The sequence below is a fragment of the Georgenia sp. Z1344 genome (assembly GCF_049856295.1).
In the GTDB taxonomy this organism is placed as follows: Bacteria; Actinomycetota; Actinomycetes; order Actinomycetales; family Actinomycetaceae; genus JB111.
Genome location: NZ_JBNDMZ010000005.1, coordinates 28895 through 53216 on the forward strand (window position 1 = coordinate 28895; position 24322 = coordinate 53216).

Annotated in this window: 18 protein-coding genes; 8 read left to right on the forward strand and 10 right to left on the reverse strand. The window is 74.5% G+C overall.

The annotated features are described in order from the left end of the window. Positions 1-177 precede the first annotated feature (177 nt). Complete coding sequence (locus tag ACPYO6_RS06435) at positions 178-2487, forward strand: MMPL family transporter (protein ID WP_425714074.1); 2310 nt, start codon at positions 178-180, stop codon at positions 2485-2487. 1 nt (position 2488) lies between these two features. Further along, positions 2489-3763 carry an MFS transporter gene (locus ACPYO6_RS06440; protein WP_425714075.1) on the forward strand — a complete coding sequence of 425 codons (1275 nt, stop codon included), beginning with the start codon at positions 2489-2491 and terminating at the stop codon, positions 3761-3763. Between the two features lie 40 nt (positions 3764-3803). On the opposite strand, the gene ACPYO6_RS06445 is transcribed toward ACPYO6_RS06440, so the two are convergent. From ACPYO6_RS06445 to ACPYO6_RS06460, 4 genes are all read right to left on the reverse strand, one after another. Next, positions 3804-4601: an ABC transporter permease gene (locus tag ACPYO6_RS06445; RefSeq protein WP_425714076.1), complete on the reverse strand. Its 798-nt coding sequence runs from the start codon at positions 4599-4601 to the stop codon at positions 3804-3806. Beyond that, positions 4598-5470: an ABC transporter permease gene (locus tag ACPYO6_RS06450; protein WP_425714077.1), complete on the reverse strand. Its 873-nt coding sequence runs from the start codon at positions 5468-5470 to the stop codon at positions 4598-4600. Before ACPYO6_RS06450 ends, ACPYO6_RS06445 begins: the two co-directional genes overlap by 4 nt. Beyond that, positions 5463-6386 (reverse strand): ABC transporter ATP-binding protein, encoded by a 924-nt coding sequence (locus ACPYO6_RS06455; protein ID WP_425714078.1) that lies wholly within the window; start codon positions 6384-6386, stop codon positions 5463-5465. The genes ACPYO6_RS06450 and ACPYO6_RS06455 overlap by 8 nt, the downstream gene beginning before the upstream one ends. Positions 6387-6523: 137 nt before the next feature. After that, the gene (locus tag ACPYO6_RS06460) at positions 6524-7144 is read right to left on the reverse strand and encodes an L-threonylcarbamoyladenylate synthase (RefSeq protein WP_425714079.1); all 621 of its coding nucleotides are present in this window, start codon (positions 7142-7144) and stop codon (positions 6524-6526) included. Positions 7145-7245: 101 nt separating this feature from the next. On the opposite strand from ACPYO6_RS06460, the gene ACPYO6_RS06465 reads away from it, so the two are divergent. Beyond that, a complete protein-coding gene (locus ACPYO6_RS06465; RefSeq protein ID WP_425714080.1) occupies positions 7246-7950 on the forward strand; it encodes a hypothetical protein in 705 nt (234 codons plus the stop codon). Between the two features lie 18 nt (positions 7951-7968). On the opposite strand, the gene ACPYO6_RS06470 is transcribed toward ACPYO6_RS06465, so the two are convergent. Together ACPYO6_RS06470 and aspS are read right to left on the reverse strand one after the other, a co-directional pair. Beyond that, positions 7969-8745, reverse strand: a complete 777-nt coding sequence (locus tag ACPYO6_RS06470; protein ID WP_425714081.1) for a GNAT family N-acetyltransferase — start codon at positions 8743-8745, stop codon at positions 7969-7971. After that, positions 8742-10625, reverse strand: coding sequence for an aspartate--tRNA ligase (aspS, locus tag ACPYO6_RS06475; protein ID WP_425714082.1), 1884 nt, complete (start codon positions 10623-10625; stop codon positions 8742-8744). The genes ACPYO6_RS06470 and aspS overlap by 4 nt, the downstream gene beginning before the upstream one ends. Before the next feature lie 114 nt (positions 10626-10739). Here aspS and ACPYO6_RS06480 point away from each other — a divergent pair, with 114 nt between their 5' ends. After that, positions 10740-12338, forward strand: a complete 1599-nt coding sequence (locus tag ACPYO6_RS06480) for an MFS transporter (protein ID WP_425714083.1) — start codon at positions 10740-10742, stop codon at positions 12336-12338. 300 nt (positions 12339-12638) lie between these two features. Further along, positions 12639-14717, forward strand: coding sequence for a DEAD/DEAH box helicase (locus tag ACPYO6_RS06485; RefSeq protein WP_425714084.1), 2079 nt, complete (start codon positions 12639-12641; stop codon positions 14715-14717). Positions 14718-14805: 88 nt separating this feature from the next. Here the strand turns inward: ACPYO6_RS06485 and ACPYO6_RS06490 are convergent, their stop codons facing one another. The 4 genes from ACPYO6_RS06490 to ACPYO6_RS06505 all read right to left on the reverse strand — a co-directional run bounded on the left by ACPYO6_RS06490 (position 14806) and on the right by ACPYO6_RS06505 (position 20478). Beyond that, the gene (locus ACPYO6_RS06490) at positions 14806-16428 is read right to left on the reverse strand and encodes a GTPase (protein ID WP_425714085.1); all 1623 of its coding nucleotides are present in this window, start codon (positions 16426-16428) and stop codon (positions 14806-14808) included. After that, positions 16425-18182, reverse strand: a complete 1758-nt coding sequence (locus tag ACPYO6_RS06495; protein ID WP_425714086.1) for a dynamin family protein — start codon at positions 18180-18182, stop codon at positions 16425-16427. Before ACPYO6_RS06495 ends, ACPYO6_RS06490 begins: the two co-directional genes overlap by 4 nt. Next, on the reverse strand, positions 18179-19564 hold the full coding sequence (hisS, locus tag ACPYO6_RS06500; protein WP_425714087.1) for a histidine--tRNA ligase: 1386 nt from the start codon (positions 19562-19564) through the stop codon (positions 18179-18181). The genes ACPYO6_RS06495 and hisS overlap by 4 nt, the downstream gene beginning before the upstream one ends. A gap of 173 nt (positions 19565-19737) precedes the next feature. Further along, on the reverse strand, positions 19738-20478 hold the full coding sequence (locus ACPYO6_RS06505; RefSeq protein WP_425714088.1) for an MBL fold metallo-hydrolase: 741 nt from the start codon (positions 20476-20478) through the stop codon (positions 19738-19740). A gap of 170 nt (positions 20479-20648) precedes the next feature. On the opposite strand from ACPYO6_RS06505, the gene ACPYO6_RS06510 reads away from it, so the two are divergent. The 3 genes from ACPYO6_RS06510 to ACPYO6_RS06520 all read left to right on the forward strand — a co-directional run bounded on the left by ACPYO6_RS06510 (position 20649) and on the right by ACPYO6_RS06520 (position 24313). Beyond that, positions 20649-22535 (forward strand): DUF349 domain-containing protein, encoded by a 1887-nt coding sequence (locus tag ACPYO6_RS06510; protein ID WP_425714089.1) that lies wholly within the window; start codon positions 20649-20651, stop codon positions 22533-22535. A 107-nt stretch (positions 22536-22642) separates the two neighbouring features. After that, the gene (locus ACPYO6_RS06515; RefSeq protein ID WP_425714090.1) at positions 22643-23251 is read left to right on the forward strand and encodes a hypothetical protein; all 609 of its coding nucleotides are present in this window, start codon (positions 22643-22645) and stop codon (positions 23249-23251) included. Between the two features lie 63 nt (positions 23252-23314). Continuing rightward, entirely contained in the window at positions 23315-24313 is a 999-nt protein-coding gene (locus ACPYO6_RS06520) for an NAD-dependent epimerase/dehydratase family protein (RefSeq protein ID WP_425714091.1), read from the forward strand. The last annotated feature ends 9 nt before the right edge of the window (positions 24314-24322 follow it).

Here is a 24322-nt window from a genome sequence, read left to right on the forward strand (position 1 = left end):
ACGGAGCCGCCCCGACACCCGGTGCTCGTCGAGATTGCGGTTGGTGGGCGCCCGCACCCTCCCAACCGCAATCTCGACAACGACGAACCGCAATCTCGACGAACAAGCGGACGCGACGGCTCAGCCGCACTCTCGGCCAGTGAATTGCGGCGGACGGTCGGGCTGCGCGGTGGGACCATGTCCCACGTGTTCCGCGCACTCGGCCGACTGGTCACCTCGTTCCCCCGCACCGTCGTCGCCGTGTGGGCGGTCGTCGTCCTCGTCACCGGCGCCTGGGCGCTGACGGGGCTCGGCGGCCAGGGGCTGTTCGACCGGATGGCCGCGGGCGACGAGCCGATCATCGAGGGCTCGGAGTCGACGATCGCGAGCCGGGCCCTCGACGAGTCCTCCACGGCCGCCGACTCCGTGACGATGGTGGTCACCGGCATCGACGTGGCCGACCCGGAGGTCCAGGCCGCCGTCGTGGAGACCCTCGGCCCGCTCACCTCCGAGCTCGGCGAGATCGACGGCGTCGCGCAGGCCGTCTCCCCCGCCGCGTTCCCCGGCGGCGTCACCGACGAGCAGGCCGCGCCGTTCGTCTCCGCCGCCGGCGACGGGGTCGCGGTCTCCGCCACGATCGACGCCGCCGCGGACCTCGAGGCGACTCACTCCGAGGTCGTCGAGGCGATGGAGGCCACCGACCTCGCTCCCCTCGGAGACGACGCCGAGGCCCACCTCACCTCCGGCGAGCTCGTCGTCGACGCGATCAACGCCCAGATCCAGACCGACCTCGTCAAGGGCGAGGCCATCGGGCTGCCGATCGCGCTGCTCATCATGGTCCTCGTCTTCGGCGGCTTCCTCGCCGCGGCGCTGCCCGTCATCGGCGCGCTGGCCTCGATCGTCACCGGCATGGGCGTCCTGCTCGCGCTCACGTGGACGATGGACATCCAGTCGTTCGTCCTCAACGTCGTCACCGTCCTCGGCCTCGGCCTCTCGATCGACTACGGACTCCTCGTCGTCTCCCGGTTCCGCGAGGAGGTCGCACGGATCACGCACGACGACGAACAGCCCGGCGCCGCCCATGTCGAGACGCCCGACACCCGCGGCACGCACGACGACGACACCCGCCCCGGCTCCCCCCTGGTCCGCCGCGACCCGCGACTGCTCGCCGCGGTGAGGACCACCGTCGAGACCGCCGGCCGCACCGTGTTCTTCTCGGCGGTCACCGTGGCGATCTCCGTGGCCGGCCTGCTCCTCATGCGGCCGGACATCCTCACGACGATCTCGGCGGGCGCCGTCGCCGTCGTGCTCCTCGCCGTCGTCGCTGCAGTCACGCTCGTCCCGGCGATCCTCGTGCTCGTCGGTCACGTCCTTGCCCGCGGCTCCGCGCTCGCCCGCGTCCCTGGCCTGCGGGTCCTCGTCCGGGCCTTCGGCGACACGGGCTCCGACGACGGCGCCTTCGCCCGCCTCGCCCGGTTCGTCCACCGCCACCCGTGGGCGATCCTCGTCGGCGTCGTCGCGCTGCTCGCGGCCGCTGTCGTCCCGCTCGGCAGCATGACGCTGCGCGCGTCGACGATCGAGATGGTTCCCGCGGACACGAGCACCGGGCAGGCCGTGCGCACGGTCGCCGAGGACTACCCCGCGCTCGGGTTCGCCGACGTCTACACGATCGCCGACGCCTCCCCCGAGGAGCTCGGCGACTGGAGCGACCAGGTCGGCGCGATCGACGGTGTCGAGGCCGTCGGAACCCCGAGCCCGCTCGAGGACGGTCGCTCGCTCGTCACCACGCAGCTGACCACCGACGACCCCGGGGACGCCACCGGCGTGGCCGTCACCGAGGAGATCCGTGCCCTCGACCCCGGCTTCGAGACGTTCACCGGTGGTACCGCCGGCGCCCAGATCGACTTCACCGACGCCCTGATCGACGGGCTCCCGCTGACGGCGGGCGTCGTCGTCGTGGCCGTGTTCGTCCTGCTCTTCCTCATGACCGGGTCGCTCCTCATCCCGCTCAAGGCGCTGCTCATCAACCTGCTGTCGATCGCGGCGTCGCTCGGGCTGACGAGCTGGCTGTTCACCAGCGAGACCGGGTCGAGCCTCATCGGCCTGGGCGAGCCGCACGCGGGGCTGGAGACCTACGTGGTGGCGATCATCGTCGCGTTCGGGTTCGGCCTCGCGATGGACTACGAGGTCTTCCTTCTTGCGCGGATCAAGGAGTACTGGGACTCGACCGGGGACAACGACCTCGCCGTCGAGCGGGGGCTGCAGCGCTCGGGCCGGATCATCACCTCGGCGGCGGCGATCATCATCGCCGTGTTCCTCGGCTTCGCCCTCGGGGAGATCGACGCGATCCAGCAGGTCGGCCTCGGGCTCGCGCTCACGGTCCTCATCGACGCGACCCTCGTGCGCATGCTGCTCGTGCCCGCCACGATGACGCTGCTGGGCCGCTGGAACTGGTGGGCGCCCGCGCCGCTGCGCCGCCTGTACTCCCGCTTCTCGATCGAGCACTGAGGTGCGGCTCCTCGTCGACCTCACCCCGCTGCGCGAGTCGGTCCCCTACCGGCACCTGTGGATCGGCCAGCTCGCGTCCGCCGTCGGCGCCCAGCTCGCCACGACCGCGATCGCGCTCCAGCTCTACGCGCAGACCGGGTCCTCGATGTCGGTCGGGCTCGTCGGGCTGTTCGCGCTCGTGCCCATCGTCGTCGTCGGCCTGTACGGGGGAGCCGTCGTCGACGTGTTCGACCGCCGGAAGGTCGCGCTCGCCGGTGGCGTGCTCCTGTGGGTCACCGGCGCGCTCAACGTCACGCAGGCGGCGCTCGGCAACACGCACCCGTGGGTGCTCTACGCGCTCGTCGCGCTGCACTCGACCGGGTTCGCGATCGTCTCCCCCGCGCGCTCGTCCATCTACCCGCGCCTCCTGCCGCCCGAGCAGCTGCCCGCGGCCAACGCGCTCAACGCGATCGTCATGTCCGGGTCGATGTTCGTCGGCCCCCTGCTCGCCGGGTTCATGGTCGAGCACGTCGGGTACACGGCGACCTACCTCGGGGACGCCCTGCTGTACACGGTGGCGATGTGGGGGATGTGGACGCTGCCGCCCGTGCCGCCGCAGGGGTCGGTCGCCGGGGTCCGCGCCCGGATGCCGGGGCTGCGGTCCGTCGCCGACGGCGTGCGGTTCCTCGCCACGGCCCCCAACATCCGGATGACGTTCCTCACCGACTTCTGCGCCATGGTGCTCGCCAACCCGCGGGCGCTCCTGCCGGCGGTCGCCATCGTCTGGCTCGGCGGCACCGAGGGGACCACCGGCGTCCTCTCGGCCGCGATCGCCGCGGGGGCGCTGCTCGCCCTCACCTTCTCCGGGCCCGTGGGACGCGTGCGCCGCCAGGGTGTGGGGACGGTGGCGGCGGTCGGCGCGTACGGCGTCGCGGTCGGGCTCGCCGGGGTCGCCGTGCTGGTCGGCGGGCAGCTCGGCACCACGTGGGCCCTCGTGCTCGTGTGCGCGGCGCTCGCGCTGTCCGGCTCGGCGGACTCGATGGCGATGGTCTTCCGCACGACGATCCTCCAGGTGGCCACCCCCGACCACCTGCGCGGGCGGCTCCAGGGGATCTTCATCGTGGTCGTGGCCGGCGGGCCCAGGCTCGGCGAGTTCCTCCTCGGCTCGCTCGCCACGGTGACCGGCGAGGGCTGGGCGCTCGTCGGCGCGGGGGTGGCGTGCGTCGTGGCGCTCACCGTGCTCGTGTCGGTCCAGCGCCGTTTCCTCGACTACGACGCCGCGGACCCGCGGCCCTGACGACGGTGCCTGCCGCGTCGAGCAGGACCTGCGGAGGCCGTCAGCGCAGGAACAGCTTCCGCAGCCGCACGGTGGTCAGCCACAGCCCCGCGGCCACCATCGCCACGTAGTACCCGAGGTGCCCGAGCGTGGCCAGGTCGACGTGCCCGACGCTCAGGTGCCGCATGAGCTCGACCCCGTGCCAGAGCGGGAGCGCCTGGACGAACCACTGCACGGCCTCGGGGTAGACGTCGATCGGGTAGAGCGTGGCCGAGAGCAGGAACATCGGCAGCATGACGAACCCGATGACGTCCATCTGCTGGAAGCTCGTCATGAAGCTCGTGATCCCCATGCCGACGGCGGCGAAGCCGAACGCCACGAGGACGGCCGCCGGGACCATGAGCAGGGCCCACCAGCTGGTGACCAGGCCCATCATCGCCATGACGCCGAGGAAGCCGCTCGCGTAGAGGAACCCGCGGAACAGGGCCATGAGGATCTCGCCGAGGGCCACGTCGAGCGGGCCGAGGCTCGTCTGCAGCATCGCCTGGTAGAGCTTGGCGAAGCGGAGCTTGAAGAAGACGTTGAAGGTCGAGTCGTAGATCGCGCCGTTCATCGCCGAGGTCGCGAGCAGCGCCGGCGCGATGTAGGCGGCGTACTCGACCGTCCGCCCGCCGGGGCCGCTCACCTCCCCGACGAGCCCGCCCATGCCGATGCCCATGGCCAGCAGGTAGAGCACCGGCTCGAAGAACCCCGAGACGACGATGATCCAGTTCTGCGCAAGGACCACCTTGAAGCCGCGCTCGAGGACCGCACCCACGTTGCCGGCCCACAGGGACCGCACCACCGACCGCGCGCTCACGAGCTCAGCCGCCTCGTGTAGGACCGCCGCGACCAGAGCAGCCCGGCCACGGTGCACGCGAGGAGGAACACCACGTGCACGACGACGAGCCACGGCGCGACGTCCGCCCCGTAGGAGGCCACGCGGGCGAGCTGGCTCCCGTGCCACACCGGGGAGATCCAGCCGATCCACTGGAGGTAGACCGGCATGACCGTGAGCGGGAAGAACGTCCCCGCGAAGAGGAACATCGGCATGACGACGAACCGCTGGATCGCGGAGAACTGGAAGCCCTCGTCCTCGAGCGTCGAGGCGTAGGCCTGGACGGGGGCACCGAACGCGGCCGCCGCGAGCACACCGATAGGGACGGTGAGCACCGAGGCGGGGGACGTGGTCGCGCCGAACGCGAGCATGATGAGCCAGAAGACGACGCACTGGGCGGCGAAGCGCAGCATGACCCCGAGGAAGTGGCCGTGCGCGATCTGACCGGGGCTCAGCGCGGTGGCCGCGGGCGCGTAGTAGAGCCGCTGCCACTTGAACCCGCCCATCACCGGGTAGGTCATCTCGCCGGTGACCGACATGACGACCGTGGAGACGAGGATCGCGGGCGCGACGAAGGTGAGGTAGTCGACCCCGTCGACGGTGCCGGCCCCCTGGCTGACGAGCATGCCGAGCCCGATGCCCATGGCGACCATGTAGAGCAGCGGCTGCCCCACGGCGTACATCAACGCCGAGATCGCGTAGGAGCGGAAGCCGCGGAACCAGGCCTCGACCTCGTACCACCAGCCCCACCGCCGGGCCCTCGCCGCCATCGCGAGGTGCCGCTCGGTCGCTCCCGCGGAGGTGGGGGCAGCGGAGGTGTCGAAGGTGGGGCTGCTCTCCCGCTCAGTCAACGAGGCTCCTGCCGGTGAGCCGGAGGAAGACGTCCTCCAGCGACGAGCGGCGCACGAGCGACGTGAGCGGGGTGAGGCCGCGGCGGGCGACCTCCTCGAGCAGGGACTCGCCGTCGTCCGCGTAGAGCAGCACGCGATCCGGGAGGACCTCGGTGCGGTCGGCGACGTCGGCGAGGGTGTCGACCACGGCGGCGTTGCGGTCGGCGCCGAACCGCAGCTCGACGACCTCGCGGGTGGAGTAGCGCCGGATGAGGTCGCGCGGCGAGCCCTCGGCCATGATCCGACCGTGGTCGACGACGACGAGCCGGTCGCACAGCTGCTCGGCCTCGTCCATGAAGTGGGTCGTCACCACGAGGGTCGTCCCGCCCTCCTTGAGCCGGAAGAGGCGGTCCCACAGGATGTGCCGCGCCTGCGGGTCGAGGCCGGTGGTGGGCTCGTCGAGCAGGAGGATCCGCGGGTCGTTGACGAGGCCCCGCGCGATGGTCAGGCGCCGCTTCATGCCGCCGGACAGGGACTGGACCTTGGCGGTCGCCTTGTCGGTGAGCTGGGCGAACTCGAGCAGCTCGTCGGCCCTGGCCGTCAGCTCGCGGCGGGACATGCCGAAGTACCGGCCGTACATGACGAGGTTCTCCTTGACGCGGAGCTCCTCGTCGAGGTTGTCCTGCTGCGGGATCACGCCGAGGTGCGCGCGGACCTCGGGGCCCTGCGCCGCGGGGTCCATGCCGAGCACGCTCAGCTCGCCGCCCGTGCGGTCGAGGGTGCCGCCGATCATGCGCATCGTCGTCGATTTGCCGGCGCCGTTGGGGCCGAGGAGTCCGAAGCTCTCCCCCGGCGCCACCTCGAGGTCGATGTCGTCGACGGCGACGAAGTCCCCGTACGTCTTGCGCAGCCTCGAGGCGTGGATGGCGGGTGGCACGCGGAGGATCGTAGGCCAGGCCGGCGCCGCCTGCCTCGGGATTTCGGGGCGGGCGGCACGGCCGACCGGTGGCCGGTTACGGGCTCACTCGAAACGGCCGACGCCGCCCGGCGGCGACCCGGCTCACTCGTCCATGCTCACTCGAACCGGCTGACGTCCCCCGCGCCGACCCGCGCGACCCGCACGTCACCCTCGCTGAGGTCGAGGACGGTGGTCGGCTCGGTCGAGGTGACGTCGGAGTCGACGATCGCGTCGAGCGCGTGGCCGATCTCCTCGGCGACGACCCACCCCTCGGACATCGGCTCCTCGGCCTCCGGCAGGATGAGGGTGGAGGACAGGATCGGCTCACCCAGCTCGCGGACCAGGGCGAGCGCGACCGGGTGCTCGGGGATGCGCACGCCGACGGTCAGCTTCTTCGGGTGCACCATCATCCGCGGCACCTCCTTGGTGGCGGTGAGGATGAACGTGTACGGCCCGGGCGTGAGCGACTTGATGAGCCGGAAGTCGGAGTTGTCGACGATGACGACCGACCCGAGCTGCGCGAAGTCGTGGCACACGAGGGTGAAGTGATGCTTCTTGTCGAGGCGCCGGATCTGGGTGATCCGCTCGATCGCCTCCTTGTTGCCGGGCGTCGCGCCGAGCGCGTACCCGGAGTCCGTGGGGTAGGCGACCAGGCCGCCCTGGCGCAGGACGTCGACGATCTGCGCGATCTTGCGGGGCTCCGGGTCCTTCGGGTGGATGTCGAGGTGGCGTACCATCGCCCCATCGTGCCACCGGAGCCCCGGCGGCGTCGCCTGTCGTCGACCGACCCAGCGTCGGCACCACAGGCCTGGAATGTGGGACTCCCTACACTTCAGCCGTGGGCATCCTCGACTTCGTCGCCGACTACTGGTGGCTGGTGTTCCCGCTGGGCGGGGTCGTCGGCGGCGCGGTCGGGGGCATCGCCAGCGGTGTCAGCACGTGGGACAAGCGCAGGCGTAAGCACAAGATCGAGCTCGCGCGGATCAAGTACGGTGCGCGAGCCGCCGAGGTGGAGCGGGACGACGTCTCCCGGCGCACGCTCGATCGCACGCGCTCGCGGCACGACGCGGTGGACCGGCGCTGGCTCGACTACGAGCTCGACATCGCCAAGCTCATCGACCACCCGCTGATGACCGACATGCGCGAACCGCTGACCGTCGACTTCCACCAGGCCCGGCGGGACGCCGACGCGCTGCGACCCGACGAGGACGGCGGTCCGACCGACCCGGAGCTGCACGAGGAGTACCGGCAGGCGGTGCGCCGGTACGAGACCGCGTTCGACGTCGCCGAGCAGGAGGCACGGCGCCGGCAGACCTCGGACTTCTCCGTGACCGAGCAGCAGGCGCTGCTGCGAGCCAAGAAGTTCCTCGCGTTGGCCGAGGACGGGTCGGCCACGTACGCCGAGCGGCAGACGGCCTACCGGCGGGCCACCCGGGAGCTCGGTGGGCTCGTCGTGCTGCCGACGGCGGCCACCGATGCCGTCGAGCACCGCATCGCCGGCGCGATCGACGCACCGGCCGACGGGGCACGTCGCGACACGTGACGACGTCGTCGATCGCGGTCAGTCGGCCGGGCGCGCGTGGATGTTCTCCACGCGCTGGACGTGCGCGAAGCCGAGCGACTCGTACAGGCGCCGCGGCCCGTCGACGTCGGCCCACGTGCCGAGCTGGACGACGCGGGCCCCGGCGGCGAGCTCCCGGCGCGTGATGGCGCACGTCAGGGCCGAGCCGACGCCGCGTCCCCGGTCGGCCGGACGGGTGCCGAGCCCGGAGAGGACGGCGACCTCTCCCCCGCCCTGCACGGGTGCGCGGCTCGAGGCCATGACGGCGAGCCACCGGTCCCCGTCGCGGTACCCGGTCCAGTCGTGGTCCTCGACGTGCTGCAGCGCCCACGTGTCCGGGTAGGCCTCGGCGAGGACGTCGCGGACGACGGCCCCCGCGTCGTCCGACGGGAGGAGCTCGGCGTGCTCCTCCCCGGGCCTCCGGGCCGGCGCCTCGTCGATGGCGAGGAGGTCCCACGCCCGGCCCGTCGTCATGGCGAGCCACGGGGCGGCGGCCGCCGTGGCGCCCGGGTCGGTCGCCGCCCGACGCCGCAGCGCGGCCAGGGTCCCGTCCGGCGCCTGGGCGGAGACGAGGTCGGCGACGGGGTGGGCGAGCAGGAGGTCGACGATCTCCTCGACGTCGCCCGCCGCGAGCATGCGCCGTCCGGTCCCGTTCGGGTCCGGCCCGACGCCGACGCCGGCCGCCGCGCTCTCCGCGACGGTCCGGGCGCCGATCCGCGCCGCCTGGGCGCGGTAGAACAGGTCGCCGTCGAGGAACCCTCCGGTCGCGGTCGTCACGCCCCGGGGGCCGCGGGCGCGGTCGCCGAGCCGGCCGAGCCGGTTGCCGCGCCCGTCGGCGCGCCGGCGTCGCCGGACCCGTCCGCGGCGGCAGCGCCCTCCGCCTCGTCGTCCTCGGGCTCGGCGTCGACGCCGGCCTCGGCGCGCTGGTCGTCGGTGATGGGCGCGGGCGCGCCGGTCAGCGGGTCGTACCCGCCGCCGGTCTTGGGGAAGGCGATGACCTCGCGGATCGAGTCCACGCCGTGCAGGAGCGCGACGATCCGGTCCCAGCCGAACGCGATGCCGCCGTGCGGGGGCGCCCCGAACTGGAAGGCGTCGAGCAGGAAGCCGAACTTCTCCTGCGCCTCCTCCTCGCCGATGCCCATGACGTCGAACACGCGGCTCTGGACATCGCGGCGGTGGATACGGATCGAGCCGCCGCCGATCTCGTTGCCGTTGCACACGATGTCGTACGCGTAGGCCAGCGCCTCGCCCGGGTCCTCCTCGAAGCGGTCGATCCACTCGGGCGTCGGCGAGGTGAAGGCGTGGTGGACGGCTGTCCACTTGCCCCCGCCCACGGCGACGTCGCCCTCGTCGACGGCCTCGGCGACCGGCTTGAACAGCGGAGCGTCGACGACCCAGACGAACGCCCAGGCGTCCTCGTCGATGAGACCGACCCGGCGCGCGATCTCCCCGCGGGCCGCCCCGAGCAGGGCGCGCGACGGGGTGGCCTCGCCCGCGGCGAAGAACACGCAGTCGCCGGGCTCGGCGCCGACGGCCGCGGCGAGGCCGGCCCGCTCGTCGTCGGAGATGTTCTTGGCGACCGGCCCGCCCAGGGTGCCGTCCTCCGCGATCGTCACGTAGGCGAGGCCGCGGGCGCCGCGCTGCTTGGCCCAGTCCTGCCAGGCGTCGAACGTGCGGCGCGGCTGGCTCGCGCCGCCGGGCATGACGACGGCGCCGACGTAGGGCGACTGGAACACGCGGAAGGGCGTGCCCGCGAAGAAGTCGGTGAGCTCGGTGATCTCGACCCCGAAGCGGAGGTCCGGCTTGTCCGACCCGAACCGCCGCATGGCCTCGGCGTAGGTCATCCGGGCGATGGGGCGCGGGATCTGGACGTCGATGAGCGCCCACAGCTCGGCGAGGATCTCCTCGGCCACGGCGATGACGTCGTCCTGGTCGACGAAGCTCATCTCGACGTCGAGCTGGGTGAACTCGGGCTGCCGGTCGGCGCGGAAGTCCTCGTCGCGGTAGCAGCGGGCGATCTGGTAGTAGCGCTCCATGCCGCCGACCATGAGCAGCTGCTTGAACAGCTGGGGCGACTGCGGCAGGGCGTACCACGATCCCGGGGCGAGGCGCGCGGGGACGATGAAGTCGCGGGCGCCCTCCGGGGTGGACCGGGTGAGCGTGGGGGTCTCGACCTCGACGAAGTCCTGGGCGTCGAGCACGCGGCGCGCGGCCTGGTTGACCTTGGCGCGCAGGCGCATGCCGGCGGCCGGGCCGGAGCGGCGCAGGTCGAGGTACCGGTGGCGCAGGCGCGCCTCCTCGCCGACCGCACCCGAGTCGCCGGCGTGGTCGGAGACCTGGAACGGCAGCGGGGCGGAGGTGTTGAGGACCGTGAGGTCGGTGGCGATGACCTCGATCTCGCCGGTCGCGAGGTCGGGGTTCGCGTTGCCCTCGGGACGGATCGAGACCTCGCCGGTGACCTGGACGACGAACTCGCTGCGCAGCTCGTGGGCCACGTCCTCGTCGCGGACGACGACCTGGGCGATGCCCGACGAGTCCCGCAGGTCGAGGAACGCGACGCCGCCGTGGTCGCGCCGGCGGTCGACCCAGCCGGCGAGCGTGACTTCGGTGCCGGCGTCGGCGGCGGTGAGCGATCCTGCGGGGCGCGTGCGGAGCACGGGTGGTCCTTCCGTCGGGGTGCACCCCGCGAGACGGGCGGGGGCGTCCTTCCGATGGTACGACTCACGCGCGGCCCGCTTGTCCCCCGCCTGCGGGCGGGCGACGATGCGCGTGTGGCAGCAGCGGCGGGCGAGGACCTCGCGGAACGGACGGACGCGCGGACGATCCGGCTCCTCCTCGTCGTCTCCATCGCGCTCATCACGTTCGTCGCGTTCGAGGCCCTCGCGGTGGCCACCGCGATGCCGTCGGTCTCCCGCGACCTCGACGGCGGGCAGCTCTACGCGCTCGCGTACGGCATCACGCTCGCCACGCAGGTCGCCACGACCACCGCGGCCGGGCGCTGGTGCGACGCCGGCGGGACCCGCACCGCGCTCGTGACCGGCATCGTCACGTTCATCGCCGGCCTCACCCTCGCGGGCCTCGCACCCGACATGTGGCTGCTCGTCCTCGGCCGCGCCGTCCAGGGGATCGGCGGGGCGCTCGTCATCGTGCCGCTCTACGTGCTCGTCGGCACCGTGGTCCCCGCGCGGCGCCGGCCCGGGTTCTTCGCCGCATTCTCCGCGGCCTGGGTCGTGCCGTCGCTGGTGGGACCCCTGCTGGCCGGCTTCCTCGCGGACCAGCTGTCCTGGCGGTGGGTGTTCCTCGGGATCGCGGGGGTCGCCCTGCCGTCCCTCGTCCTCGTGATCGCCGTCCTCGCCCGGCTCGCGCGGGACGAGGCGGCGGCGAGGGAGGACGACACGCGTCCCCGGGGCGCCCGGGCGGACGTCTCGACGACGCCACGACCCGACGCCCCGACGCCGGACGCGCCGCTGCCTGACGGCACCACCCCGGCGGACGCACCGGTCCCTGGCCCTGCCCCCTCCGCGCCCGCGCCGCCGCAGTCCGGCGCAGCGCCGGCCGACGACGGCGGTCGCGCGTCGAGCGGCGTGCTCGCGATCGCCGTGGGGGTCGGCGCCGGCGTCGGAGCCGCGCTCCTCCAGTCCGCGGGCTCGGCGCCCGGCGAGGGCGTCGGGCTCACCGTGACGGACTGGGTGCTCCTCGCGCTCGGCGTCGTCGTGCTGGTCGTCAGCCTTCCGCGGGTGCTGCCGGCGGGTGCGCTGAGCCTGCGGCCGCGGGTCCCCGCGCTCATCTCGGGGCGCGCGCTGCTCAACGGCGCGTACGTCGCGACCCAGGTCTACCTCGTCCTCCTCCTGCAGGAGCAGCACGGGTGGGGCGCGATGTCGGCCGGGAGCGTGCTGACCGTCGGGTCGCTCTCGTGGGGCGCCGCCTCGGTCGTGGCCGCGCGCGTGCGGACCGAGGCGACGAGGGCGCGGCTGCCGTGGATCGGCGCCTCGATGCTGGCCGTCGGGATCGCGCTCGCGCTGCCGACGTCGTGGCCGGCCGTGCCTGCTTGGCTGACGATCGTCGCGTGGGTGGTCGCCGGCGGCGGGATCGGGCTCGCGATGTCCTCCTCGTCCGTCCTCGCGCTCGGATGGGCACCGCGGTCGCGCCAGGGCGAGGTGAGCGCCCACCTCCAGATCGCCGACGCCCTCGGTCCAGCGGTCCTCGTGGCCCTCACGGGCGTGGCGGTCGCGGTCGCCCCGCCCGGCGCGTCCGGAGAGCTCCCCTACGTCGCCGCGCTCGGGATCGGACTCGTGCTCGCGGTGGGGTCGGCGTCCGCCTACTTCCGGTCCCAGGGCGATCGCGCGACCCTCGGGACCGAACGGGACTGACGGGGCCGAGCGGCGCCGATCCGGTCCGCCGGTGCGGTCCGCCGGTCCGGCTGCGATCGAACCGATCCGCCCGTCCGTGCGCGGCCGATCCGGCGCGACCGTGCACCGCCTGTGCCGGTTCTCACCGGCACCGCGCCGGACGCGCCGGGCCCCGCGGCGGTAGCCTGACGAGTCGAGCGCGCCATCCATGGCCGTGCACGCCCCCTCGCAGTCCGACGCACAAGGCGCGGACCTTTCCCGGGCACTGTGCGGCATGCGCCCCGTCCTGGGCGCCCCGCTCGCCGCACCCCGAGGAGAACCATGTCCGATCACGTCGACAACCCCACGAACGACCGCGACGACGACGCCGCGTCGCAGCCGGCCCCCGCCGAGCGGGACGAGCCCACCGGTGCGGCCATCGACGCCCCGGCCGAGCAGGCGGAGACGTCTGCGGACGAGCAGGCCGAGTCCTCGACGGCCGAGCAGGCCGCGTCCCCGACGGCCGGCGAGAAGCGCCCCGCCGAGCGGGACGAGAAGCCCGCGACCTTCGCGACGCTGGGCCTGCCGACGGACCTGCTCCGCGCCGTCGAGGACCTCGGCTTCGTCGCCCCCACCGACGTCCAGGCCCGCACGATCCCCGTCCTCATGGGCGGGCGGGACGTCGTCGGCGTCGCCCAGACCGGCACCGGCAAGACCGCCGCGTTCGGCCTGCCGCTGCTCGCCGCCGTCGACCCGTCGCTGCGCAAGGTTCAGGCGATCGTCCTGGCCCCCACCCGCGAGCTGGCCGTACAGGTCGCGGACGCGATCGCCGACTTCGCGCACCGCATGCCCGGGCTCCAGGTGCTGCCGATCTACGGCGGCTCCTCCTACACGCCGCAGCTGCGCGGGCTCAAGGACGGCGCGCAGGTCGTCGTCGGGACCCCCGGTCGCGTCATCGACCACATCGAGCGCGGTTCGCTCGACCTCACGCACGTCACGTTCCTCGTGCTCGACGAGGCCGACGAGATGCTGCGCATGGGCTTTGCCGAGGAGGTCGAGTCGATCGCGTCGCACGTCCCGACCGACCGGCGCACCGCCCTGTTCTCGGCCACCATGCCGTCCCAGATCCGCCGCGTGGCCGCCACGCACATGACCGACCCGGCGCACGTGTCGGTCACCCCGCCGGCGAGCACGGTGGCGAACATCGAGCAGACCTACGCCGTCGTCCCGTTCCGGCACAAGACCGGGGCGCTCGCCCGGATCCTCGCGGTGTCCGACGCCGACGCGGCCATCGTGTTCGTCCGCACCAAGGCCCAGGTCGAGGAGGTCGCGGTCGAGCTCCAGGGCCGCGGCGTCCAGGCGGCCGCCCTGTCCGGCGACGTCCCGCAGAAGGAGCGCGAGCGCATCGTCGAGCGGCTCCGGGAGGGCACGCTCGACGTCCTCGTCGCCACCGACGTCGCCGCCCGCGGGCTCGACGTCGAGCGGGTGGGCCTCGTCGTCAACTACGACGTCCCGCGCGAGACCGACTCCTACGTCCACCGCATCGGCCGCACCGGCCGCGCGGGCCGCACGGGCCGGGCGCTGACGTTCCTCACGCCCCGCGAGCGGGGCCGGCTCGGCCAGATCGAGCGCGCGACGAACGCGACGCTCACCGAGGCCGTCATCCCCACGCCGGCCGACGTCTCCCGGCACAAGGCGCAGAAGATCCTGCTCCAGGCGTCCGAGCGGCACGACGCCGGTCGCCTCGAGATGTACCGCGAGCTCCTCACCGAGGCCATGGGCGTCTCCGCCCCCGCCGACCCGGCCGAGGTCGCGGCCACGCTGCTCGCCCTCGCCGTCGGCGACTCAGGCCCCCGGCCGCGGTCCGAGCAGGAGCCCGACCAGCTGGCCCTGCCCGCCCGCAAGGAGCGCGACCGCTCCTGGAAGGACGACCGTCCCGGGTCGTCCGGGCGTGACGACCGCCGCGGCCGCACCCGGCGCGAGGAGCAGGTCGACGAGCAGGGGGAGTTCCTCAGCGCCCGGTTCGAGGACGGGCGCGAGCCCAAGGGCCGCGTCGCCCGCCGCCCCCGAGGTGGCGGTGACGGGACGACCTACCGGGTCGACGTCGGCCACCGCGACGGGGTCCGCCCGGCCGCGATCGTCGGCGCGCTGACCGGCGAGTCCTCGCTGCGCGGTGGGGACATCGGCAAGATCGACATCTTCCCCAGCTTCAGCCTCGTCGAGGTGAGCGCCGACCTCGACTCCCGCTCGCGCGAGAAGCTCGCGCGCGCCGTCATCGGTGGCCGCCGGCTCAACCTCCGCGAGGACTCCGGTCCCAAGGGCGGGCACAAGCCCGCGGGTCGCGGCGGGGACCGCCCCCGTGGCGGCCGGGACGACCGTCGCTCGAGCTCGCCGTCGCGCCCCAGCCGGCCGCGGTACTGAGCCGCACTCTCGACCACTCGATCACGCTCAGCTCATGGTTCTGAGCCGCACGCTCGACACATGGTCGGGTGGTCGATCGCGATGAGCGTCAGCGCAGGGCGCGGACCGACGTCGCGAACTGCTCGTAGCGCGCGAGGTGCGCGTCCAGCGGTGCCGTGACGTCGGCGCGCACCCGCTCCGCCACGACGAAACCGAGCCGCTTCCGGACCGCCGCCGCCCGCCGCCGGGCACCGAGCCGCGCGCACCACGAGCCGACGAGCCAGGTCAGCAGGCCGGCGACCACTCCCCCGAGGAGCAGCAGCGTCGGCACGGGCCAGCCGCGCCACTCGGGGGTGTCCGGTGCCGGCACCTGCAGGTAACCCATGACCGCGAGCGCGCCGAGCCACACGCCGCCGACGATCGCCGCGCCGATGAGCACCCACTGGAGGAACCCGAGCACCCGCCACCAGGCCGGGCGCCGGCCCTGGCCGAGGTCGACAGCGCCGATCTCGGGGTCGACCTGCTCGAGCAGGCCGGGCACGCGCCCCTCGACGTCGGCCCCGACGTCCGCCCGCCACGAGTCGGGCAGACCCGCGGTGCGGGCGTCGACGTGCCGACGCACGGAGGTCGTCAACGCAGCGACCTGCGCGGGGCCCGCGGGAGGCAGCGAGGTCGCCCGCCCCTCACCCCCGCGCTCGCCGAGGTGGAGGCGACGCAACGGGTCCGGCCGCAGGCGGGCGACCCAGCGCACGGGCGGCCAGCCGACCTGCCGTGCCGCCCCGCGCCGGTAGGCGGCGGACGCGGCGCGCGTGACGACCGGGACGCCGGCGGCGTCTGCCGCGGCCGTGACGACGTGCCGCTCGTCGGCGTCCTTCGCCCGCGCACCGCCGGCGGAGTCCAGCTCCGCCGCGACGGCGAGCTCGTCGGCGACGGTCGAGATGTCGGCGCGCAGCCGGGCGTGCGCGGCCACGTGGGACGCGGCCTGGTCCGCGACGGCCCCGGCGAGCTCGGCCACACCCTCGCCCGTGCGCGCCGAGGTGAGGAGCACCGGGACGCCGCCGAGGCCGTCCTCTGCCAGCAGGCGCCGCAGGTCGCCGACGACCGCCTCGCGGGCGGCCGGCGCGAGCGTGTCGGCGTGGTTGAGGACCACGAGGGTGACGTCGGCGTGCCGGGCCATGGGCGCGAGGAAGTCGCGGTGGACCACGGCGTCGGCGTACTTCTGCGGGTCGAGGACCCAGACGAGGACGTCGACCCGCTCGGCGAGCTGGGTGGCCAGCGCCCGGTGCTCGGCGGCGGTGGAGTCGATGTCCGGCAGGTCGAGGACGACGAGGCCCGTCGTCCGCTCGTCGGCGGCGCTTGCCGGTGTGCGCTCGGGGACGTCGAGCCAGTCGAGCAGCGCGGAGGTCGCCGCGGGGCCGTCGGGCCCGGGGCGGAAGGTCACCGCGTGGGGGCGCTGCGTCGTCGGGCGCGTGGGGGCGACCCGCGACACCGGCGCGCCGGCGAGGGCGTTGACGAGCGAGGACTTGCCCGACCCGGTGGCGCCGAGCAGGGCGGCGACCGTCGTGCCCGGGGCCAGCGAGCCGCGCTCGCCGGCCCGCGCGAGGACGGCCCGCGCCCGGTCGAGCACGTCGGCGGGCAGGTGCCCGTCCGCCGCCTCGACGGCCGTGGTCAGCTGGTCGAGATCTCCCGCGAGGTCGACGGCGGGGGTGTTCTTCCGGCGGCGCCCCCTCATCGGCCGTGCTCCACGCCGCGCGCGGCGGACACCGCGCGTGCCGCCGCGTCGACCCGGTCCGCGAGGGCGGCGTCGACCTCGAGCGCGTCGAGCTGGTCGGTGAAGTGCCGGGCGCCCTCGGCGAGCAGCGTGCGGACCCGGCCGGCCAGGTCCGCGCGGGCGCGCTCGGCCATGCGGCGCACCTCGTCGTCGCCGAAGACGGCCTCGAGGATCTTCTGGGCCACCACCACGGTCCCGCCGCCCACGGCGACCTCGGCGCCCGTCGGGATGAACGCCGTCGAGGCGAAGACGGCCACCATGAGCGCCGCACCGAGGACGTTGACGCCGAACGAGAGGGCCCGGGCGGTCTGCCGGCGGTCGGCGCCCTCCTCGCGCACGAGGTCGAGGAGCGAGGCCTGCCAGGCGCGCACCTCCTCGGCGGCCCGGGCGCGGACGGTCTCGTCGTCGGGGCGCCGGTCGACGGCCGCGCGCACGAGCTCCCGGGCGACCGGCTCGCGGAGCCAGTACCGCTCGGTCTCGACCGAGGCGCGGCGGACCTCCTCGGCGAGAACCGCCATCATCCCGGTCTCGATGGCCTCGGTGACCGGCTCGGCCGGTGCGCCCTTCCCGCTGAGCGCCGAGACGATGCGGTCCCGGATGCGTCCCACCCGGGACTCGACGGCGCGCATGAGCTCCCCGGTCCCGACGAGCTCCTGCCAGCGGGCGAGCACCTCGCCGCGGAGCATCGAGCCGTCGCCGGCGGCCTCGACCGCCCGCTCCTCGGCGGCGGAGTAGGCGGCGTGGACGTCCTCGCGCAGCCGATCGACGACGACGGACTGCTCGCGGGCACCCTCGGCGACGGCGGCCGTGCGGCGCACGATGTCGTCGACCGCCCCGCCCAGGGTGGCGCGGGCGACGGCGGCGCGGGAGGCGGCGTCCGTCGCGATGCCGCCGAGCCAGGCGCGCAGCGGGGCGACGTCCATGTCCGGCAGCAGACCGCCGTCCAGGATCGGCAGCTCGGCCACCGTGAACAGGGGCGCGCGCCCGAGACCGGCCGAGGCGAGGCGGACGGACAGGTCGTGACGGACCTGGCCGGACACGCCCTGCGGGACGCGGTTGAGGACGACCGCGACGACGATGCGGCGGGCGGCGGCCTCCGCGAGGAGCTCCCACGGGACGGCGTCGGCGTACCGGGCGGCGGTGGTGACGAAGACCCACAGGTCCGCGGCGGCGAGCAGCTCCCCGGCGAGGCGCCGGTTGTCCTCCACCACGGAGTCGATGTCCGGGGCGTCGAGGACGGCCAGGCCCACCGGCACGCGGTCCGAGGACCGCAGCTCGAGCTCGCCGTGCGTTCCCTCGCCGGCCGGCGTCGGCGCGGCGCCGCCCGAGACGTGGACCCGGGCGAGGCCGGGCAGGACCTTCTCGGAGGCGAACCACTTCGCGTCGACCGGGTGGTGGACGAGCAGGGGGCGCCGGGTGGTCGGGCGGATCGCCGAGGAGGTCGTCACGGGCGCCCCGAGGAGCGCGTTGACGAGCGTCGACTTGCCGGCGCCGGTGGACCCGCCGACGACCGCGAGCAGCGGAGCGTCGATCCGGGAGTACCGGGCGAGGACGTAGTCGTCGAGCTGCTGGGTCACCCGCCTCGTCTCGGCGCGTGCACCGGCCGCCACGGGCGTCTCGAGCGGGAGCCGGACCTCGCCGAGGACGTCGCGGAGCTCGGTGAGCGCCGCCAGGACGCGGCGGGCTGCCGCGCCGGTGCCCGCGGGAAGGCTCACGAACCGTCCTCGACGGCGGTCGCCGAGACGCTCGGCCACCGGTCGGCCGCGGGCGGCTCCCAGGTCGCCGGGTCGGCCGGGACCTGGCCGCCCGAGCGGATGTCCTTGACCTCGTGCCCGTCGTCCCCGACGAACCAGACGAACGGGATCGAGCGACGGTCGGCGTGGCGGATCTGCTTGCCGAACTTCGCCGCGCTCGGGGCGACCTCGACCGGGATGTCGCGGGCGCGCAGGGCGGCCGCCACGTCGTCGGAGGTCGAGCGGTGCGCCTCGTCGGCCACCGCGACGAGCACGGCGCTCGGCACCGGGCGGCTCGCGCGGGCGAGGTCGGCGCCGAGGATGCGGGCGACGAGCCGGGAGACCCCGATCGAGAGTCCTGCGCCGGGGAACGTGCGGTTGCCGGCCGACGCGAGCGAGTCGTAGCGCCCGCCGGAGCAGATCGAGCCCAGGTCCTCGTGGCCGAGCAGGGTCGTCTCGTAGACGGTGCCCGTGTAGTAGTCGAGACCGCGCGCGATCGACAGGTCCCCGACGACGGCGTCCGGCCGCCGGCGCTCCGCCGCCGAGAGCACGCCGATCAGCGAGTCGAGCCCCTCCTCCAGGAGGTCCGTGCGCACGCCCAGGCCGCGCACCGAGTCCTCGACCTCGTGCGCCGTGCCGCGGATCGCCGCCAGCGCGAGCGCCTGCTCGGCCTGCTGCTCGCTCGCGCCAGCCTCGTCCTGCAGGAGCCGGGCGACGGCGTCGGGGCCGATCTTGTCGAGCTTGTCGATCGCGCGCAGGACGGCGTCGACGTCGGTGAGCCCGATGCCGGCGTAGAAGCCCTGGGAGAGCTTGCGGTTGTTGACGCGGACGCGGGCGGGCGGCACGGGCAGCGCGGCGATCGCCTCGGCCATCACGAGGGCGAGCTCGGCCTCGTGGTGCTCGGCGAGGGTCCCGTCGCCGACGATGTCGACGTCGGCCTGCGTGAACTCGCGGAAGCGGCCGTCCTGGGGCCGCTCGCCCCGCCACACCTTCTGGATCTGGTAGCGGCGGAACGGGAAGGCAAGGTCGCCGGCGTGCTCGACCACCCAGCGGGCGAACGGCACGGTGAGGTCGAAGTGGAGGCCGAGCCGGCGGTCGGGGCCGCCCGCGCCGGTGCCACCGTCCGCGCGCGCGTCGTCGTCGGTGCCCTCCGCGTCGGCCTGGAGCCGGCTGAGGAGGTAGATCTCCTTGGAGGTCTCCCCCTTGGCGAGGAGCTGCTCGACCGGCTCGACGGAGCGGGTCTCGATCGGGGCGAAGCCGTGGAGCTCGAAGGTGTGCCGCAGCGTGTCCAGGACGTGGTTCTCGACGATGCGGCCGTCGGGCAGCCACTCGGGGAATCCGGACAACGAGGAGGTACGGGCCATGACCCCGATTGTTCCACCGAACCCGTGACTCGCCCGTCCGGGAGGCCCGTGTGCCGCCGGGCGGGGGTGTGCGCCTGGTCCCACCCGCGCCGGTGGGAGCGACGACCCACAGGGTTCGTCGTCGGGCCGGGTCTCGTCCTCGGGACCGGTGCGACGGCCGCCCGGCCGCCCGCTCAGACGAGGAAGGGGTTCGTGGCGAGCTCCCGCTCGAGCGTGGTCACGGGGCCGTGGCCGGGCAGGAGGATCGTGCGTGGGTCGACGACCTTGGTGAGGGTGCGCAGCGTCTCGTCCATCGCCTGCGGGTCGCCGCCCGGGAGGTCGGTGCGCCCGACGGAGCCGGCGAACACGACGTCCCCGGTGAGCAGGAGCAGGTGCGGGCCGGTCGATGCGGGAAGGTCGAGGTGCCCGGGGTCGCCGGCGGTGCCCGTATCGAGGGTGTCGGCCTGGAGCAGGAGCACCGTCGAGCCGGCGGTGTGCCCGGGGGCCGGGATGCCGCGGACGCCGAGACCAGGGAGAACAGCCGTCCCGCCGCCGGTGAGGAGCGCGGAGGAGAAGGAGTCGGACCGGGCGGGCTCGCGCCACGGGGTCCCGGCGATCTGCGGGAAACGGTGGCCGAGGAGCTCGCCGACCTGGTCGGGACCGGCCGGGTCCGCGAGGCGCGGGCGGTCGGGGGACGCGATCTGCACGGCGACGCCGGCGGGATCGGCCACCGCGGCCGCGTCCCACACGTGGTCGGGGTGCCCGTGCGTGACGAGCACGGCCCCCACGGTGAGGTCGAGGTCCGCGAGGACGGCGGCGAGCGGGCCGGCGGAACCGCCGCCCGGATCGACGACGACGCACGGCCCCGACGGCGACGGCGCGAGCACGTAGGTGTTGACGTCGAGGGCCGGGGCGACGACGCGGCGAAGCAGCATGCGGCCAGGGTAGGCATGGCCGCAGGCAGGCCCGGGCGCCGCGTGTCAACCGGGGGGCGCCGAGCCAACTACGCTGTCCTGGTCCCCTGCCGAGCCGGGGACCCGCGTACCAGGTCGGTGCCGCGGTGACGACGACGCCCGCACGCGGGCCTCGGCATGGAGTGAGCGACGTGAGCGATCAGCCCTACCGCGACGAGAACGCCCCGGCGGAGCCGCACGGCACCCCCGAGGCACCCGCAGCCCCCGACGAGGCGCAGGCACCGGAGCCTGCCGCGCCGGTGGACGCACCCGAGGCTCCCGCTGCCGCTGAGCAGGCGGGCCAGGCAGCTGCAGAGCCGGCGCCCGAAGCTGTGGCAGAGCCGGCGGCCGAGCAGGCGCCCGAGGTTCCCGCCGAGCCGGCAGTCGAACAGGCAACTGAGGTCCCCACCGAGCCGGCAGTCGAGGCGGCCGAGCAGGCGCCCGTGGCTCCGGCAGAGCCGGCAGTCGAAGAAGCCGAGCAGGTCGCCGAGCCTGTTGCGACCGAGGAGCCCGCCGCAGAGGCAACAGCCCCCGAGGCCGAGCAGGCCGCCGAGCCTGCGGCGACGGAGGAGCCGGAGCCCGCGGCCCCCGAGGCTCCCGCCCCGGAAGCTGCTCCCACTCCGAAGGCTGCCCCCGCCCCGACCCCCGCGCCCGGACCGCGTCCGCGCCCGGGGGGCGCGCCGACGCCCGGCTCGGTCCCGACGCCGAAGGCGATGCCGGCGAAGCCGTCCGTCGCACCGGTGCCCGCAGCAGCCGCCGCGCCGGCGGCACCGCAGCCGGCCCTCGACCCCGCGCTCGCCGCCGCCGCGGCCGCGTTCGGCCGGGTCGACGAGGAGGGTTCGGTCTTCGTCAAGGACGGCGAGACCGAGCGGATCGTCGGCCAGTTCCCGGGCGGCACCGAGGAGGAGGCGCTCGGCATGTACGTGCGCCGGTACCTCGACCTCGCCGCCCAGGTCGCCCTTCTCGAGACGCGCCTCACGCACATCACGCCGAAGGAGGCCGGTCAGACGCACCGCAAGCTGACCGAGCAGCTCACCGAGCCCGCGGCCGTCGGCGACCTGCCGGCGCTGCGCGAGCGGCTGTCCGCCGTCGAGCAGGTCATCGAGGTCGAGCGGGAGAAGGCGCGCGTCGAGCGCGCCGAGGCGAAGGCGGCGGCCCTCGTCGAGCGGACCGCTCTCATCGAGCGGGCCGAGGAGATCGCTGCGCAGAACCCGGCCAACACGCGGTGGAAGGCGTCCGGCGAGGAGATGCGGGGCCTGCTCGACTCCTGGAAGAACGCTCAGCGCACCGGTCCGCGCATCGACAAGCCCGACGAGGACGGGCTGTGGAAGCGGTTCTCCGCGGCCCGGACGCAGTTCGACAAGCAGCGCAAGACGTTTTTCCACCAGCTCGACTCGAGCCAGGACGAGGTGCGTCGCGCCAAGGAGAAGCTCATCACCCGGGCGGAGGAGCTGTCCGGGTCCACCGACTGGGGACCCACCTCGGGTGCCTACCGGGACCTCATGGACCAGTGGAAGGCCGCCGGCCGGGCGTCGAAGAAGGTCGACGACGAGCTCTGGCACCGCTTCCGGACCGCCCAGCAGCGGTTCTTCGACAACCGCACGGCCGCCAACGCGGCGATCGACAAGGAGTACGAGGGCAACCTCGAGGTCAAGCTCGAGATCCTCACGAAGGCGGAGGCGCTCCTGCCGATCACGGACGTCGAGGCGGCGAAGGCCGCGCTGCGCCCCCTGCAGGACCAGTGGGAGGAGGCGGGCAAGGTGCCGCGCGCCGACATCCAGCGCGTCGAGGGTCGCATGCGGGCCGTCGAGAAGGCGATCCGCGACGCGGAGTCCGAGCGCTGGAACCGCACCGACCCGGAGAAGAAGGCCCGCGCGGACGGCATGCTCGCCCAGCTCGAGGACGCTATCGCCGGCCTCGAGACGGACCTCGCGAAGGCCCAGGCCGGCGGGGACGCGAAGAAGATCGCGGCCGCGCAGGAGGCGCTCGACGCCCGGCGCGCCTGGCTCGAGCAGATCCAGGCGGCCTCGGAGCGCTGACCCGCACCTGCCGACACCCCGGCGAGCGGTGATCCACAGGACTCCGTCGCGCAGCCCCGTCCACAGCTCGTGGGCGGGGCCGCGGCCGTCCCGGGCATCGTGTCCGTATGCACCCCGCGCTCACCTGGCTGGCGCCGCGCCCCGCACCCCCGCCGCCGCTCCTCCGGTGGGGCGACGGCCACGGCCTCGTCGTCCGTACCCCTCTCCCGGGTGACGGGCATGCCCTGCCGTCGGGGTGGGACCCGGTCGATGGACGGGAGGGGCAGGCGGGGCAGGCGGACCTGCTGGCGGGGCTCGAGCGCGCGGCGCGTGCCGGCGAGGCCGCCCCGGACCTGATCCACGGTCAGGCGCTGTGCCTCGCCTCGGCCGCCTGGGTCCATGTCGGAGGCAGGCCGCCGTCGGTGATGGACACTGCTCGCGCCCCCGGTATGAGCATCCGCGCGCGGCACAGGCTCGTGCTGCGTGAGGAGGATGTCGTGCGGATGCACGGGATCGTGCTCACCACCCCGGGCCGCACGGCCGTCGACCTGCTGCGCCGCGCGTCGCTCTCCGACGCCGTGGGCCCCGCGCGTGCACTCTTGCGCGGTCGGGAGGCCGCAGCGGCGGCACGCCTCCTCGTCCTCGAGCGCAGCCGGTTACCTGGGATGCGGCGCGCCGGCCGCCTGCTCGCGCTCCTGCTCACCGATCTCGGGCACCCGTCGTTCGTCCCCGCCTAGGGGCCGCTCGGTACGGTGACCGGGCACGGACCACCACGAACGCGCCGAACTGCAAGGAGCCCCATGTCCCGCATCGTCGTCGCCGGAGCATCAGGGGTCCTCGGCGCACGCATCGTCGAGCATCTCGCCGCGATCGACGGCGCGACCGTCGTGGCCGGCGACCACCGCCCGGAACGCGCACCACGCACCGCCGCGGCCGTCGGGACGTCCCAGCACGTGCACCTCGACGTCCGGGAGGCCGCCGTGGTGGCGGCCGCGCTCGACGGCGCCGACGCGGTCGTCGTCACCGCACCTCAGCCCCGGCCGCTCGTGCAGGAGGTCGGGCTCGAGCTCGGCGTCCACGTCGTCGACGTCTCGCCGGACCCGGTACTGGCTGAGGACAACCGCGGGCTCGACGACCGCGCCCGCAGTCGGGGCCTCGCCTCCGTGACGATGGCCGGGATGTTCCCCGGACTGTCCGGGCTCGTGGCGTGCGACCTCGCGTCCGGCCTCGACCGGGTCGACCATCTCGAGCTCCTCCTGCGGCAGAGCGCCAACGCCAGGGTGGGACCGGACGGGACGGAGCAGATGCTCCGCTGGGTCGCGGCCCCCGTGCCGCCGGACGACCGGGCAGGCCTGCGCGACCGGCACGCGCGCGAGGCGGGCATGCGTCGGTTCGAGCACCCCGAGCGCGCGCTGCTCGCCCGACGGACCGGGGCCGACGTGCGGTACTGGACCCGGTGGGACTCCCCCGTCCTCACCGGCGTCGTCTCCGCCCTGTCGACCCTGCGGGTCCTCGACGCGCTCGCCCCCAGGGTGGCGTCGCTCGCCACCCACGACCCGAGCCTGCCGGAGGAGGCGACCCTCACGGTCCGGGTCCTCGGCCACCGCGACGGCCGGCCCGTGCGGGACGGGGTACGGATCGCGTGCGAGTCCGACTACGGGGCCACCGCCTCGGTGGCCACCGCGCTGACGCGACTCGCCCTCGACGGGCGGCTCGTCGGTGCGGGTGTCCCGTTCGACCTCACGACGCTCGACGAGGTACTCCCCCACGTGCCCGCCGCGCTGAGCGCGGCCGGCTGATCCTGAGCG